Genomic DNA, 15,431 nt, shown 5'->3' with positions numbered 1-15,431 from the left:
AATTTTATTCTGTCCTACAGAATCCTATAAATGGGATACACCTTGAGCTGGTGATTGACGCAAAAGTATAAAGTATTTCAAATAAAAAAAATAAATATTAAACTTTTTTCTATATATTTTTCAAAAAAGAACAGGATCAGCTGTTTTTCAACTGATCCTGCGCTTAGATGAATGACTGATTATCAGTCTATTAATATCATTTTTTGAGCTTTTTTCTGGCCCTTTGCCTCGATCTGATAATAGAACATACCTGAGCCGTCAAGATCTGATTTTAATATAATAAGAGGATTGATTCCCGCTTTTGCTTGCATCAATCTTGACAATACTTTCTTTCCTGTCATGGAAAATACTTCCAACTTAGCCTCACAGTCCACATTTATTTCAAAATTAATCGTAGTGCTCAGAGAAAATGGATTAGGTGTATTTTGGTATAGAACCAATGATCCAATTTTCTCCTGATACTCTTCATTCGGGATCAACTTAATCGAGTATTGATTTCCGGCCGCATCATATACTTGTGCCGGCATCCAAATTTCGCTTAGTTCAAATGAAGGTATTGATGAGCCGGATGATTTAATATAAAACAATACATCGTCCTTTTCTACCGATACATCTGATTTTGCCGCCCATGAAATTCTCAACTGCTGCTGAAGCTCAAGATAATCGTCTGCCTGGACTTGAATTTTTCCACTTTCCAAATTATAAGCTTGAGTTGATCCTAACTGTAGTGCTAACTGGAATCCTGAAATCAATTGCTTCTGAGTGGATACGACGGCAACACGATGGTTACTTTCTTCCTTGATTAACTTCCAACTACGAGTTTCATTCTGTCGTACTATTCCATTTTGATTACCAAAATTAGCCGACTGATCTATATCGCCACTTTTAATCCCAACAAAGTCTACATCAGTATAAATACCATTCAGACTGCTGCTCAATATTTTATTTGGAGCATTGGTCCAACCCACTTGTTGATAGTATTTGAATCTTTTGTCAACAAACTGCCATATAGGCACCCCTGAAAACTGGCTGCTTACTCCCAAGATTACTTTTCTGATTTCACTGATGTCTCTTGCAGTAAGATTATTTGTTTTATTGACGTCAGCTGCCATCAACTTGAACGGATCTTTTATTTCTGAAATCCCTAGAATATGTTTTTGCAATAATACTATATCATAAGTAGTTACTCCATTTGTGATATAGTCACCCATTTCTGCATTTATTTCAAATAAAGCCGCTTTTACATCTTGAAATGTATATTCTCCTGCCCCATCTGAAAGTACTGAATACAAGATTTGATGATCTGATGATCGTTCCACAGACACCTGAGCTCCGAGCATTGGCTCATTGCGCATATTGAAAATTCCTCCTGAAACCACAATGCCTGTGTTGTTGCAAGCATTATTATTATCCTGAATTCTTACAAATGTTTCACAGAAGTCTTGATTGCCTGCTTCATCTGTAACATACAGCCGTACAGTCTTGTTGATTACAGTTTGTCCTTCAAGACTATCACAGGTATATAATATGGTTTTGATCGTTGTATCAGATGAAAAAGAAAATACAAGTTTTGAATGCTCAGTACAGTTGTCAAAACTATTTTGTTCAAGATCTATTGCTTTTACCAAGACCTGACCATTGGTCTGCATCACCACTGTCACTATACCGCTTTTACAATATGGTGTTGGTTTCTTATCATCACGTATCACAAATAATCTGTCACACTGAGAATAATTTCCACATTTATCTTGTACGATCCAACGGATCCGATGAGTATCTACAGGAAGTACACCCATAGCTCTGGATCCTTTTTGTTCTGGTTCATATGTGCCATCATCATGAATATCTATCTTATAAGACCAAACCAATTCAGCCTCCGGAGTACAATCGTCATCTCCAAGCGCAGTCATATCATAATGGCCGTAACATAAATTTGAAATCGGATCTCTATATGCTTCCTTGTCGTCGAAAATGGCATCCTGACAGGAGAAAATGTTTGGAGCTTCAGAGTTTTTAACTTGGATGACTTGTGTGCCTTCCCATTGCCCTGCTCCTGTTCTTTGATCATATTGACACCAATCGATCACTCTCCATTTTCTAATTATTTTATAACATGCACTATCTTGCGATACCAATTTTGTGTCGGTATGTGTTGACAGTACTTGTGCACAACCAGCGTTATAAAAAATTGGTTCGCCTGTATTCTTTGGATCTGTTTGTACATTTCTGCAAGTCCTGATTATTGCATCTTGAGGAAATTCTATATCCTTTCCGTTTTGATTGAATAAATAAGTTTTGACGATATATATGTTTTGCACTGCAGTTGCTACTTGTCCTTGCTTATCTTCTGCATAGAAATACCTTCGAATTACTCCCTGGTGACATTGAATATCTGTCTCAAATGTATCTCTGTAGTTCAAGGTACAATTATCCTTTACAAGTCCATCTATTCCTGCAACGAATCCAACAGCACTATAAATTGGATCTTTGATTATAATCTGCTTGCGATCGCTTTCACTGGTTCTGAGAGATCCGAATTCTTCAAGATGATTCAAATCATATGGGTAGTCACAATTGATTGTAATGTCTGTCGGTGGTACAATAACCGGCGGTAATTTATCCTGAACGATCACCTGAACCATACATGTATTACTATTGCCATATTCATCTACAGCCATGAATGAAACCATCACAGTATCTCCTACGTCTTCACAACAAAGCTCTACGTATTCCCTGAAACTGGTATCCAGGCTACATGAATTTGTCATCCTTCTCACTGCAAAAGAATCCAGCGTACAATTATCTATAGATCCATTATCGAGAGAGTTTGCAAACAATTTTGCAAAACCATCTCCTGATAAAGTGACTACTGTGCGTTGATCACATATCGCTACAGGTGGAAGATCATCTACTACGCCAACCTCAGTGGTATCCCTTGACGAATTACCACAACTATCAGTCAAAACATAAACCAACCAAACTCTTCCAGGAGGAGCTCCTTTCAAATGATAATGTTTATCGAAAGAATTATATATCACATAATCTTTTGTCAATGGAGCTAATTCGTCATCTTGACTAAGTTTTACAAAAATATCGTACCTCCATCCGGCACAATCCTCTACATTGAGTGGAGATGGAAGTATGCCATTAGAACCACAGCTGTATGGTTCCATCCCTACAGTAAAATCAGCCGGACTTTGAAATTTGGGACCTTTGTCGTCGATGACTTTGATCAGTTGATTGTGTTGGATAATTTCTTTTGTACACCAATTTAAAATAGTCCAGCGACGAATCACCTTATACGAACCTTCGCATATGTCTATCCTCAAATCATCATAGGTTGCCACAAAAGAACCGCAAGCTTCAGGTACAGGATGACCTGTATATTCCGGAGAGGGATTACCATCCTCCAACTTTGGAAATACACCATCACAGCTCAAATGGGGTCTTGAAATCCCATCATAATCATATAATGTATTCAGATCTATGGTTTGAGGTTGTCTGATGCAAATAGTCTGTGTACACTTGCTCACGTTACCATTGACATCCTCCGCTGTCCAATTTCTATAAATTGTCGCTATACAATCATAAGAACAGTCATGTTTTACGATCTGGTCGTAATAACTTAAGATGACTACTCCACATTTATCCCATCCATAAACAAAAAACCTGTTTGGGTTGACAATATCGTAAACTACGCTTGTTGAAGGTTCAATCCAGGAAGGAATTGGAAAACCAACAGCGCCCACTGTCGTAGCCATATTGCATCTCACGGTATCTTGCCTGCATTCCATTTGTGGTGGATACTTTTCTTCAACTTTGATTTTTCCCCAACAGCTATTGCCTGAGGGTAGGTGCCATACGGTAAAATCAATCACATGACCGACATCTTGTTGGCCTAAGATCAAATCATTTTGAGGCTGCCCATTATACTTCAAGTGTATCGTATAATCAGAGATCGGCCCGATGTTTCCTTGAAGCAACATTGGTACTGTTACTGTTGCCATACAGTTTGTGTCCAGCGAAATATTGACCAGATCGTTGCAGGCGATTTCGGAAAGTACTCCTACTGCCGGCTCAGAGCCGGATGTTGAAGCATAAGACTGGACGGATATCCAGTGAAAAAGGATGAGTAAAGTAAAAAATCGGTTCATGTAACACTTTTTTTGGTTCGCTGAGTAATTGCAACCTGAACTTATCAGGTATAGAGAGTCACTCAAAATACATACCAAATTTTTATAATTCGTTTATTTTTATAATATGTTATCGAGCACGATGTAATATTAAATATTTGACATACAATCATTTATAAATAATTGTAATAAATATGTGTACATTTTTATTTATGATGAAAATCCTTAATATTTGATATCAAACCAGTCGGGGAGAGTGTGCTTTGCAGGACCTGAAAATCGACCGATTCTCCTGAATTTTTCCATGATGATTGCCATTAGAAATCAATTCATATTGGCAAAAGACGACAGTGCAAATCGAACCGATACAACCCAATTTGAGATTCAGTCACTGTTTAACTCAAAAGGATACAAGCTTTCAAAGTTGATGTATTTCAATGCAAGTGTATAGTGTTGCCTGGTTTAAGCATTAAATTGAATGTTTTCAAAATGCAGAAATTTACTCCATATCACCAAAATAACGAATTAGTAACTCACTACAATTTTATCTATATTTTTTAATTGGCCTCCTTCAAACAATTGTAATATATATATGCCTGGGAGGACACCTGCTAAGTTAAAATTAATTTCTTCCTGTAGTGTAAAGTCTCTATGATAACACAACTTTCCTTCCATATTGTAGAGTCTTAGCTCCAACTGATACTGTTTGTCAGGATCAGAAGAACTCAGACGTATTTGATCTCGGCAGAGGGTATTATAATAGTAATGTCCTGCAGCCATAGACGAGGCTTGACTCAGGCTATCGCAGTCACTCTCTGATAGCCGCTCATTGCGAAAATTTGGAAAAAAAGGAAGTCCTCCATTCATATAATTAGGTAAACGAAAATCATGGTTTCGGAAATCACAGGCCTTTCCATAAGCATCCGGACGATGCATCGTATGCATATAATATCCATTCGTTCCGAACACGGTATAATAGATCTTGTCATCCAGTGCGAGCCTGCCGACAAAGAAAAGAGTACTATAGGTATCTTCGATCAATACTGAATCCCAGCTGCCTACCAGAATGGGCTTGTATCTTCGATTAAATCTCTGAGATATATCGTACTGATAGATATGCAGTATGGAGTTGACATACAGGTAGCGGCTATTGGGCGAAAATGCGACGTTGCCGTTGATCAGGAAGGTATCCGGAAAGATCTGGATACTTGGATTATAAAACAATCCCTTGCATCGGTCAAACTCCATCAACTCCACCCCCTCTTCCGGGATCACTCTGGCCAGCATATTCTCTTCGCGATTGAATATCATATTGCCATTCAGATCGTCGAATATAAAAGCAGTACCAACTTGCTGCTCGTGATGAAGATGCGCTCCTGATGAATCCACCAGGATAAAATAATACGAAGGTCTGCCTATCCTCCGAGCTACCACCCAATAATCCCTCCCATTGGCATGCTTTGCGACGGCAAATTCATTTTCGGCAATTTCACCTTCGATCAGTACATTGTTCTTCTCGGAGACGACATACCTCCCCAGATGATCGTCATAGTGAAAACTGCTGAAGTACAGCCTGTCACACTTGTACTGTGGCAGTCTGCCCTCTACTTTTCCAAATTCAATCCTTTTGTGCAATAATATGTACTCGGATTTTTTTCCAGGAATTGGTAGAAAGATGGCTCCGTCACTCAGAGGGTAACTTCCGCCTAAGGTTCCTGCCCAAAAATTACCGGGATTGATGGTATCTCCGCCCAGCATGATCTCATGCCGATTGTCAAAGATATTGTGCCCATCGGTATAAGCCACCAGTCTGCCATCCTTATCAGAGATACAAGCACAGGTAAAGGAAGTATAGCAACTGTTGTCGATAGTGCTATCCAGGAGTATGTTCAGCTCAGGTCCGAAGTAAAACTGCATGATACCTTCTCCACTGGCACCGGGGATAGGATTCTTGTAAGGCTCACCCCTACCTATGATCCAATTTTGGTCGTGGAGCTGAGCCACTCCTTTAAAAGGCAATACTACTATGAATATCAAAATGAACTGAAAGTAATTCCGAAAAAGCTTATTCAAGTGAACTAACATACATTGCAAATTTGTGCTAAAATCTGAATAAAATGTCTTGCTCCAATTTTCGAACTCCTGCATGCAGTGATATAGCCAGAAAATTAAAGCCTCATTTCCATTCCTAAATTTAAAACATATTCATCAATCTTACACAAGATATGAAATCTTAGGAATGCTTGAAATACTGAAAAATGATTTCACTACCCTTTATTATTAAAAGTGCTCAATGATTAGGCTGTTTTCAATTTTAAAAAGTCTCGCTTGGGGTATTGATCATTTCTCTTTCTTGCAATTCACACAATGAAGAGAATACTCCATTCCAAATATAATGTTGACAATTCAGAATATTTCCATCTCCATAAGAAAAATTAAAATTTCTAAATTGTATTCTTTCGGAACAAAGTTATCTTTACTAACAAACTGAAAATATAAACTTTCTATCAAATTAAAACAAAGAGCCCATCTTCCCTTAAATGAAAGACAGGCTCAGTTTGTTTGAAACTTTTAAATATATTCCTCTAAACAAAAAATCTGCTTCTATTCCACTACTCTACCTTCAGCAGTTTTTCTTGAAACCTGGCTCTTTTTTATTCTGGTGAGGTCCACCATCAATGTAGTCCAGGCAGAACTTGTCGATGTATTGTACACTTTGTCCTGATAAGTCACCTGACCTGAATTTCTATTCCACTCTTTTCCAAATAGTGCATATCGATTTCCGAATTTAGGATTTGGTCCGAAAATCAAATAACTTGGTTCAACACTATTCTCAAAACTTATCGCAAATCTATTCTCTTTTGGAGAAAACAAAAAAACACCCGGGGTACCTTTCTTAAATCTAAGTTCTTCTATTTGTTGACCATTGATTGTTTTTATCTTGCCATTTGTAATTTGTGTTTCACCCTTTTCAAACACTCTCGTCAGTATAATGTCATCCGAAAGATAGAATTGAATTTTTTTCAGTTCCTCCTCAGACCATTGATTCTCTTCATAAAGCTTTTGATTGAAAGTACTTAAGTTTGGGCTACAAGATGCCATCATCAGTACAAACATTGTCGCTGATAAAATAGTGGTTTTAAATTTCATTGGAAAAAAATTTTAATTTTAAAAATACTGAACACATGATTTCAAATACGAACTGACAAAAGTCTGATTGATGCATTCAATCTCAAATCCTACTTTCCTCAATCAATATTAGAGTGTTTTTTGGTTAAATCGTTTAATCCAAATTTAATTTTAAATCACTTTAACTTTTGGAGGCTGATCCTTTAACAAAATATTAATTTTATGCCTTCTTTCTCCGGGTCTTAAAAAACTCTCGCATCAATTCACTGCATTCATCTGAAAGGAGACCGTAATGAATTTTCGTCTTGGGGTGCAACAGCTCATTACCATATCTCATATATCCTTGCTTTGGATCTTCAGCAGCATATACTAATTTTGATATCTGTGCCCATCTTAATGCAGCAGCGCACATGACACAGGGCTCTAACGTAACGAACAAAGTACAGTCTTTGAGATACTTTGCATTAATTCCATTTGAAGCCGCGGTTATTCCAAGCATTTCTGCGTGGGCAGTGACATCTTGCAGCAATTGAGTTTGGTTATGTGCACGAGCGATGATTTGCTTTTTAAAAACCAACACTGCACCAATGGGAACTTCACCGGCATCTCTAGCTTTCAATGCTTCAGCATATGCCTGCTTCATAAAAAACTGATCATTGTAAACCTCAATCATATGGTCCTGCTTTGATTTAAAGCTTTAGAACTGCTTCCTCTTGTAAGCATCCCAGGTATTGCTGATCAGAGCAGTGATCGTCATTGGCCCAACTCCGCCGGGAACCGGAGTGATCGCCGAAGCTTTTCTACTCACACCATCAAAATCCACATCTCCGACCAATCTCGATCCTTTTGGAGCAGAAGGATCCTGGATTCGGTTTATACCAACATCGATGACTACAACACCTGATTTTACCATATCCTCTTTTACAAAAAATGGAATTCCCAAAGCAGCAATGAGTATATCTGCGGATCTGGTAAATCCAATCAAGTTTTCGGAACGGCTATGCACAATGGATACAGTGGCATTCCCAGGTTTTGTTTTCTTTGACATCAGGAGTGAGATTGGTGTACCCACTATATTGCTTCTTCCAAGCACAACACAATGTTTACCTTCGGTTTCAATACCATATCTGTCCAGCATCATCATGATACCGGCTGGCGTCGCAGGATGAAATGCAGGCAGACCAAGTGCCATTCTTCCAAAATTGTTTGGATGAAATCCATCGACATCTTTTTCAGGATTGATAGCCAGGTTTACATGATCCTCATTGATGTGCCTGGGAAGAGGTAGTTGGACAATATACCCATCAATCTGATTGTCGGTATTGAGTTTGTAAATGATTTCAAGTAACTCCTCCTCTGTGGTAGACGCAGGTTTTTTGATCAGTGTGGAAGCAAAACCAACTTCTTCGCAAGCCTTGATTTTGTTTCGGACATACGCTTCACTTGCGGGATTGTCGCCCAGTAATACTGCTGCCAGATGTGGTGGTCTGATGTCAGTTTGACAAAAATCTCTTACTTTATCTGATATTTCTTTTCGGATTGTTTTTGACAATTGATTGCCATCTAATAAAATCATAAATAAATTTGAATATGCGGTTTTTGAAATAATTTAATTTTTAATACTTAAAATAATCTTTAGCTCTACGGTTGAAATTATCAGAGATATTTGCTGGTGCAAGCGGATCATTTTCTCTGAATTCTTCTCTCGCATTTTTGTACAATTCATTTTCCCACAGTGGATTAAATCTCTCACCTATTGCATTACAGTGAAGCAGACGATAATCTGAACCGGCAAGATCGGGATTATAAAATAAAAATGTAACACGTGTTTGACCAGTTGTTCCAAGTTTGGAATACTTCCATATTTCATAAGGATATGCACCATTCTCATATTCTTCAGAAATAATTTCAGTTGGATTGCCGTATCTCAAAATGATAAATCCTCTATCCGTCTCAAATCCGTATCCAAAACCACCATTATATTTTTTGTCTACTGCTCTTGCCAAAGACATATAACTTTGGAAACTCTCCACCGGTCTTGTTTCGCTTCTTTCTTTCCAACTTTGATATAGAAATATCTTTAATTCTTTAATTTTATTGAGTTTTGTCAGATAGTCCAAAGCTCCAATTTCCCCACTGGACAAAATTGGTTTCATCGCCTTAACTGCGTATATTACACTATCTGGTTTCATATTTTGGAAAAACAATTTTTCTTCTGACTGATCTCCATCCGTCGCATAAAATCTATCCCAAAAAGGATTGATTCTTGAAAAAAGTTGTTCAGTCTGATCTATCACTTTTTTTTCGGCATTCATCAATTCAACTTTCAAGTAATATTCTCCCGATGCAAGCGAACTAATATCTTGTTCAGAAAGTTGGATGTCGCGGGTTTGCCAAGGTCTCTTTTTGTACCATTCCAATGTGTTTGTTCTGGTTCCGATGCTATCGATCTTATCGACAGAGTACCTGTACATTAATTTTTCTTTGATGGAATTTGGTGCCTGATAGGATTCGACGTATGAAATTAATTTATATTGATTTTTATACAATGTATGCTGCAACAATGGTTCAAAGTAGAAACCATTTTTGCAATTTGGCAAGGTACATTTGTCAAGATTTGACACTTTTGACAGTAATTGTATTTGAGATAAAGCAATTTTGTCACAGGGTCTGACTTGAATGTCGTTTTTCAAAAAGAGTTCATTCAAACTATCACCGCTTTCCAAGAGATGAGATTCCAGCACATAATCACCGGTGTCAACAACCCACCTCATGAGATGGATGGTACCGGATTTAGGATCTTCGCAACTGATTTGAAATTTCTCAGCTTTTGAAATTCCCATTTTATTTCTCAAAAAAACGGAAAGCTGAAAATATTTCTTCGCATTTGCAATGACAAAAGAAGAGCTTGAAGGTTTCAAAACGTAGGAGATCTCGATGTAGGCTATATTGTCCTGACAAAATACCACAGGCTGTACAAAAAATTCCGCAGCACTTAATTTGCAGATGAAACTACACAAAAAAAAGATGATAAAAGATAGGTTTGTAGTTTGACTATTGCCCTTTTGTCTTTGCATCCTGATCCATTTATTTTTTTTCGACGATAAAAGTGAATGCAAGATTTTGAACTTGAGTTTTCATTTCGAGTTTTCCGGAATCGAGGGTTTTTAACTGAATCTGAAAAGCCTGAGGCTTAGAGATATCAATTATGTTCTTGCTCAATTTATACTCGTATTGAACAATCTCTCCCAGAAAGTTGGAAGTTAAAATGAATTCATCGAAATTGAAAAAAGCACCAGACATAGTCATTGTTTTTTTGTCGCCTCGATAAGCTTCAACTAAATGCCAATCTCCTTGTAACGCATCGTGGCTGATATACTTTTCTCTGTTGCAGGCAACCGTCAATATAAAAAAGAAATGCACCACCCTAATGTTCCAAAAACTCTCCATATATTGGCAAAGTTAATACGAAATGGAGGCAATCAATAACAATTGGGCCGGCAGATGAGGAGAATTTTACTTATTACCGGCATTTCTACGGGTATCGGGGCTCATCTTGCTAGATTTTTCCACGAGCGTGGATATTTCATTCTAGGTACTGTGAGGAAGACAAAGTCAGCTCCCAGGTGGACCAAGGAACTAGATCACCTTCATTTGTTTGAAATGGATCTTACTGATCCTTCGAGTGTTGAGCTTGTTTTTGAACAAATCAAAGATTTCCTGAAATCTGACAAAATCTACGGATTAATCAACAATGCCGGAATAGCTGTTGCGGGACCGATGCTCTACTTGCCAATGGAGTCTTTCAATAGACAAATGATGATCAATGTAACAGGTTTGTTAGACGTTACTCAGCGGTGCTTCCCTTTAATGATGTCCGATAATGCCAGAATAATCAACATCAGTTCAGTGTCCGGACTCCAGTCTAGTCCTTTTTTGGGAGCCTATTCTGCGTCAAAATTTGCGGTAGAGGCGATCTCTGATAGTTTGAGGCTTGAAGCTGCATTGCTTGGCATAAAAGTTGTCCTTGTAGAACCAGGGCCGATTCAAACTCCAATTTGGCAAAAAAACGACCTTCTTGCAAGCGAATATCAAGATACAGAATATGGACCCTACTTGTCTCAAGCAAAAATAATAATGCAGCAAATTGAACAAAAAGCTCTGCCACTCACTGCACTCGAAAAACCCCTCATACATGCCCTCGAAGCAGCGACTCCACGAAATCGATATCTCATTTATAAACATCCAATATTGCTCAAAATCTTGATACGATTCATTCCAGGAAAATGGAAAGACTATTTCACGATTTCATACCTCAAAACCATGGCTTTAAAAAATAAAATAAAATGATGAAAAATATTATTTCTTTCATTCTGATTATTGCTGTTCATTTGTGTAATTCACTTTTAGCCCAAAGTCATTTCACACCCAAAGACAGTTTAAGAGGTTCTCTTAATCCGAATCGAATGTACGATGTTCAGTTTTACGATTTACATGTCAGCTTTGATATGCTGGAGAAAAAAATAGAAGGCTATAACGATATTCACTTTTCTTGCCCAATGGACCTTTCCGGTATTCAAGTCGATTTATTTGATCAGATGAACGTAAGTAAAATTTCCATGGGAAAAGATAATCTTAACTTTTCCAGATCCAACAACACCATTTATATTCCCCACTCATTTAAAAAATCCGAAAAATATACAGTACGGATTTACTATGATGGTAGTCCTATTGAAGCAAAAAATCCACCATGGGATGGCGGATTTAGTTGGAAACGGGATGAAAAAAACAGATTCTGGGCTTCCGTTTCATGTGAAGGAATTGGTGCAAGTTTATGGTGGCCAAATAAGGATCATTTGTCAGACGAACCGGATAGTATGCATATACATCTGACAGTGCCTTCAGATCTATATGCAGTATCCAATGGCCAATTGGTTCAGAGAGAGAGAATAGATGGCTTGCACGTTACATATCATTGGTCTGTACAATATCCAATCAACAATTACAATGTCACTTTTTACATAGGAGCATACGAACACTTCCAGGATCAGTATTTGTCTCAAGAAAGTAAAAAACTGGATTTGGATTATTATGTCCTGGACTATAATACCACCATCGCAAGAGAACATTTCAAACAAGTCCACAAAGTATTAGAAGCCTTCGAAAAATACTTGGGACCATATCCTTTCTGGAAAGATGGTTATGCACTCGTAGAAGCACCATACCTTGGCATGGAACACCAGTCAGCTATAGCATATGGTAATAAATATCTACGAGGTTATCTGGGAGGCAGGATTCCTGCGGAATTTGATTTTGACTTTATTATATTGCATGAGACCGCTCATGAATATTGGGGCAACAGTGTGAGCTGTACGGATCTTGCGGAAATGTGGATACACGAATCATTTGCAACTTACATGGAAAATTTATTTGTCGAATATTTTTATGGCAAATCTGCTGCATTGCGTTATCTTCAATCAAGCAGACAGTATATCCAAAATAAATTTCCGATCATAGGACAATTCGGTGTCAATGATGAACCTGCTGACAGTGATCAATACTACAAAGGAGCTTGGATGCTGCATACGATCAGACAAAAAATCAATAATGACTCATTATGGTTCGACATACTCAAACAATTTTACAAAAATCATGAATATGGCTTTGCAAGCACTCAAGATTTTGTGAATCTTCTCGAAGCAAAAACGGGTACAGATTATTGTGATATCGTAAATCAATATTTGAAATATGCAAATCTCCCGGAATTAGAATATAAAATCATCCAAAAACCGGAATATTCAGGAGTTTCTTTCAGGTGGAAAAGCAATACAAAAAAATTCGACTTACCTGTAAATTTCCAATTAGATAAAAAGGTGATACGTTTAACTGCGACTAACGAATGGCAGACAGTTAGTTTTGGAAGAATTTACCAGCTGATAGAGCCTATTGATTCAGACATTCTGATTACCACTAAACTTGTTAATGAATAATAGAAACATCGTTTAAGATTTAAAAAACATACGTACTCGCAATTTCGCATTTTCATAAATGTCCTTGTAAAACAAATTTACATCTCCCCGATGAAAGTTAGCTCCTGTATACAAAAAACTTCCTTTAAACTTTGGTTTGTTTACCCATAAAATATTGCGATGTATCTGTGTTTGCAACTGAGAGCCTTTTGTACCTTCATTAAAATGAGTGATCAGCATTCCTTTATGCATTTCCTTTGGCACAACATCGCGTGAAGTTGACCAACTTACAGGATTTGTGATATCTACGGGATAATCTTCAAATCTCTTAGGCAACTCATGCCCCACTTTAAAAGTTCGCCAACTGCAAAAACAACCTGTTTGTTCGGGGGTTTTACAGACCGGAATATTTTTGTATTCATTTTGTCTAACGGGATAACCCATGATATATGCTACTACAAGTCTATTCTGCAATGGGCTGTCATCAAAAAATTCGTGCAACAATCTTATCGCATGCAATCCACCTTGACTATGTGCTGCAATGATAATAGGCCGCTTTTGATTATAGTGATTTAAATAATAAATGAATGCTGCTCTAACGTCTGAGTAAGCAAGGTCCAAAGCAGCATTTCCTTCTGCGGTGTCGGAAGTAAAAAATGCTCTGATGTGCGCTTGACGATATCTGGGACAATAAATTTTACCTGCACCATTAAAAGCACTTACTTGATATTTTATTGTTGTTTGATCTGTCTTGTGATTAAGCTTTTCGTCATTGACATCAGCATTCCAATTAACAAATATTTTAGAAATATTCGTTGTAGGATGAATAAAAAACACATCTGCTTCTGCAAATTGCTGCAGATCCTTTAAATCTGATGGAGAGATATCAGCCGAATCAAATCTTGATGGCAAAGCAGCCCAATTTTCTTCAATTGAATAATCCGGAGGCGCAGGGACAGATTGTGACTTTCCTATTGCTGCTATCAAGAATATTATACAGAAAAAGAATAATCTCAATTTCACAAATTTCTTTTTATAAATAGAAGCATTAACGTTTCTAAGTTAATTTTTGTTTTGATTCCATAACAAACTATTTTACCTTTGCGACTTCCAATGAGTACAATTCAAAAGAAAGATATCCTGACTCTCAGCGATGAAGAGCTACAAAATATTCTAATCAGTTTCGGGTGGAAAAAATATCGCATTTCACAAGTGAATGAATGGCTTTGGAAACACGGAATCCGATCCATTGACGAAATGTCAAATCTCTCTTTGACAGACAGACAAAAGCTTAAGGATGTTTTTGAAATGCATACACTCGCCTTGGACAAGATGCAGATCAGTTTTGACGGAACAAGAAAATATAGATTTAATTTACACGACAATCTCAAAATTGAATCTGTTCTAATCCCCGTTCCTGAAGATGAAAGGTACACTTTGTGCATTTCTTCTCAGGCAGGTTGCAGCCTTACTTGTACATTCTGTGCCACAGGTCGAATGGGTTTATTAAGACAACTCACTCCAGGTGAAATATTTGACCAATATTTGTACGTTAATCGCGAATGCATTGAAGTATATGGAAAACCCATTACCAATATTGTATTTATGGGAATGGGGGAACCCTTATTAAATTACAAAAACGTTGTTGCATCCATTGGAAAATTTACATCACCCAAAGGGGCAAATCTCTCTCATAGAAGAATTACTGTTTCTACTTCCGGTATTGCAAAAATGATCAAAAAAATGGCAGAAGATGGATTAAAAGTAAATCTTGCGCTTTCGCTCCATGCTGCAGATGATACTAAGCGAACCGAAATCATGCCTATTAATAAACAGAATAACCTGCATTCACTTTCTCAGGCATTGAAGCATTATTACAATACAACTTCGAACCGCATCAGTATAGAATACATTTGTTTCGACCATTATAATGACAGTGAAAAGGATGCTAGAAATCTGATTCGTTTTTGCAGTCATTTTCCCGCATTGGTCAATATCATAGAATACAATAATGTGCGGGGAATAGACTTTCAAAAATCTGATGAAAATACCATTAACTCTTTTGCCAAACATCTTTTGAAAGCAGGCATTATGACCACTGTGCGAAAAAGCAGGGGCAAAGACATTGATGCAGCTTGTGGACAACTGGCGAATGAAGCATAATCCCCTCAAATTCTCCAAAATACTGAAATTATCTCAA

12 protein-coding genes are annotated in these 15,431 nt (G+C 37.4%); 4 read left to right on the top strand and 8 right to left on the bottom strand.

Features of this window, described 5'->3' with window-relative positions:
• Window positions 1-182: 182 nt before the first annotated feature.
• Window positions 183-4,154, bottom strand: coding sequence for a T9SS type A sorting domain-containing protein (locus IPI99_08585; GenBank protein ID MBK7340570.1), 3,972 nt, complete (start codon window positions 4,152-4,154; stop codon window positions 183-185).
• Window positions 4,155-4,365: 211 nt separating this feature from the next.
• Here IPI99_08585 and IPI99_08580 point away from each other — a divergent pair, with 211 nt between their 5' ends.
• Window positions 4,366-4,584 (top strand): hypothetical protein, encoded by a 219-nt coding sequence (locus IPI99_08580; protein MBK7340569.1) that lies wholly within the window; start codon window positions 4,366-4,368, stop codon window positions 4,582-4,584.
• 74 nt (window positions 4,585-4,658) lie between these two features.
• Here IPI99_08580 and IPI99_08575 read toward each other — a convergent pair whose 3' ends face one another.
• The 6 genes from IPI99_08575 to IPI99_08550 form a co-directional block, all read right to left on the bottom strand.
• The gene (locus IPI99_08575; protein MBK7340568.1) at window positions 4,659-6,218 is read right to left on the bottom strand and encodes a T9SS type A sorting domain-containing protein; all 1,560 of its coding nucleotides are present in this window, start codon (window positions 6,216-6,218) and stop codon (window positions 4,659-4,661) included.
• 519 nt (window positions 6,219-6,737) lie between these two features.
• Window positions 6,738-7,250 (bottom strand): hypothetical protein, encoded by a 513-nt coding sequence (locus tag IPI99_08570; protein ID MBK7340567.1) that lies wholly within the window; start codon window positions 7,248-7,250, stop codon window positions 6,738-6,740.
• Between the two features lie 232 nt (window positions 7,251-7,482).
• Window positions 7,483-7,935, bottom strand: coding sequence for a nucleoside deaminase (locus IPI99_08565; protein ID MBK7340566.1), 453 nt, complete (start codon window positions 7,933-7,935; stop codon window positions 7,483-7,485).
• 24 nt (window positions 7,936-7,959) lie between these two features.
• The gene (locus tag IPI99_08560; protein ID MBK7340565.1) at window positions 7,960-8,838 is read right to left on the bottom strand and encodes a bifunctional 5,10-methylenetetrahydrofolate dehydrogenase/5,10-methenyltetrahydrofolate cyclohydrolase; all 879 of its coding nucleotides are present in this window, start codon (window positions 8,836-8,838) and stop codon (window positions 7,960-7,962) included.
• A gap of 40 nt (window positions 8,839-8,878) precedes the next feature.
• Window positions 8,879-10,339, bottom strand: coding sequence for a GWxTD domain-containing protein (locus IPI99_08555; protein ID MBK7340564.1), 1,461 nt, complete (start codon window positions 10,337-10,339; stop codon window positions 8,879-8,881).
• A 10-nt stretch (window positions 10,340-10,349) separates the two neighbouring features.
• Window positions 10,350-10,712, bottom strand: coding sequence for a hypothetical protein (locus IPI99_08550; protein MBK7340563.1), 363 nt, complete (start codon window positions 10,710-10,712; stop codon window positions 10,350-10,352).
• A gap of 54 nt (window positions 10,713-10,766) precedes the next feature.
• Here IPI99_08550 and IPI99_08545 point away from each other — a divergent pair, with 54 nt between their 5' ends.
• Complete coding sequence (locus tag IPI99_08545; protein ID MBK7340562.1) at window positions 10,767-11,612, top strand: SDR family NAD(P)-dependent oxidoreductase; 846 nt, start codon at window positions 10,767-10,769, stop codon at window positions 11,610-11,612.
• Complete coding sequence (locus IPI99_08540) at window positions 11,609-13,252, top strand: M1 family metallopeptidase (protein MBK7340561.1); 1,644 nt, start codon at window positions 11,609-11,611, stop codon at window positions 13,250-13,252. The genes IPI99_08545 and IPI99_08540 overlap by 4 nt, the downstream gene beginning before the upstream one ends.
• A 12-nt stretch (window positions 13,253-13,264) precedes the next feature.
• Here the strand turns inward: IPI99_08540 and IPI99_08535 are convergent, their stop codons facing one another.
• Complete coding sequence (locus tag IPI99_08535) at window positions 13,265-14,254, bottom strand: DUF3089 domain-containing protein (GenBank protein MBK7340560.1); 990 nt, start codon at window positions 14,252-14,254, stop codon at window positions 13,265-13,267.
• 90 nt (window positions 14,255-14,344) lie between these two features.
• Here IPI99_08535 and rlmN point away from each other — a divergent pair, with 90 nt between their 5' ends.
• Window positions 14,345-15,394: a 23S rRNA (adenine(2503)-C(2))-methyltransferase RlmN gene (rlmN, locus tag IPI99_08530; GenBank protein MBK7340559.1), complete on the top strand. Its 1,050-nt coding sequence runs from the start codon at window positions 14,345-14,347 to the stop codon at window positions 15,392-15,394.
• Window positions 15,395-15,431: the final 37 nt, after the last annotated feature.

The organism is Saprospiraceae bacterium, from assembly GCA_016710235.1.
GTDB lineage: Bacteria > Bacteroidota > Bacteroidia > Chitinophagales > Saprospiraceae > Vicinibacter.
Note: the sequence above shows the minus strand (reverse complement) of the source record. Positions and strands in the feature narration are given on the sequence as shown.

What these genes read in the sequence shown, in the direction of transcription:
- IPI99_08570 (MBK7340567.1), bottom strand. Translation starts at nt 7,250, where the DNA reads ATGTTTGTACTGATGATGGCATCTTGTAGCCCAAACTTAAGTACTTTC.
- IPI99_08565 (MBK7340566.1), bottom strand. Translation starts at nt 7,935, where the DNA reads ATGATTGAGGTTTACAATGATCAGTTTTTTATGAAGCAGGCATATGCT.
- IPI99_08575 (MBK7340568.1), bottom strand. Translation starts at nt 6,218, where the DNA reads ATGTTAGTTCACTTGAATAAGCTTTTTCGGAATTACTTTCAGTTCATT.
- IPI99_08540 (MBK7340561.1), top strand. Translation starts at nt 11,609, where the DNA reads ATGATGAAAAATATTATTTCTTTCATTCTGATTATTGCTGTTCATTTG.
- IPI99_08560 (MBK7340565.1), bottom strand. Translation starts at nt 8,838, where the DNA reads ATGATTTTATTAGATGGCAATCAATTGTCAAAAACAATCCGAAAAGAA.
- IPI99_08555 (MBK7340564.1), bottom strand. Translation starts at nt 10,339, where the DNA reads ATGCAAAGACAAAAGGGCAATAGTCAAACTACAAACCTATCTTTTATC.
- IPI99_08585 (MBK7340570.1), bottom strand. Translation starts at nt 4,154, where the DNA reads ATGAACCGATTTTTTACTTTACTCATCCTTTTTCACTGGATATCCGTC.
- IPI99_08545 (MBK7340562.1), top strand. Translation starts at nt 10,767, where the DNA reads ATGAGGAGAATTTTACTTATTACCGGCATTTCTACGGGTATCGGGGCT.
- IPI99_08550 (MBK7340563.1), bottom strand. Translation starts at nt 10,712, where the DNA reads ATGGAGAGTTTTTGGAACATTAGGGTGGTGCATTTCTTTTTTATATTG.
- rlmN (MBK7340559.1), top strand. Translation starts at nt 14,345, where the DNA reads ATGAGTACAATTCAAAAGAAAGATATCCTGACTCTCAGCGATGAAGAG.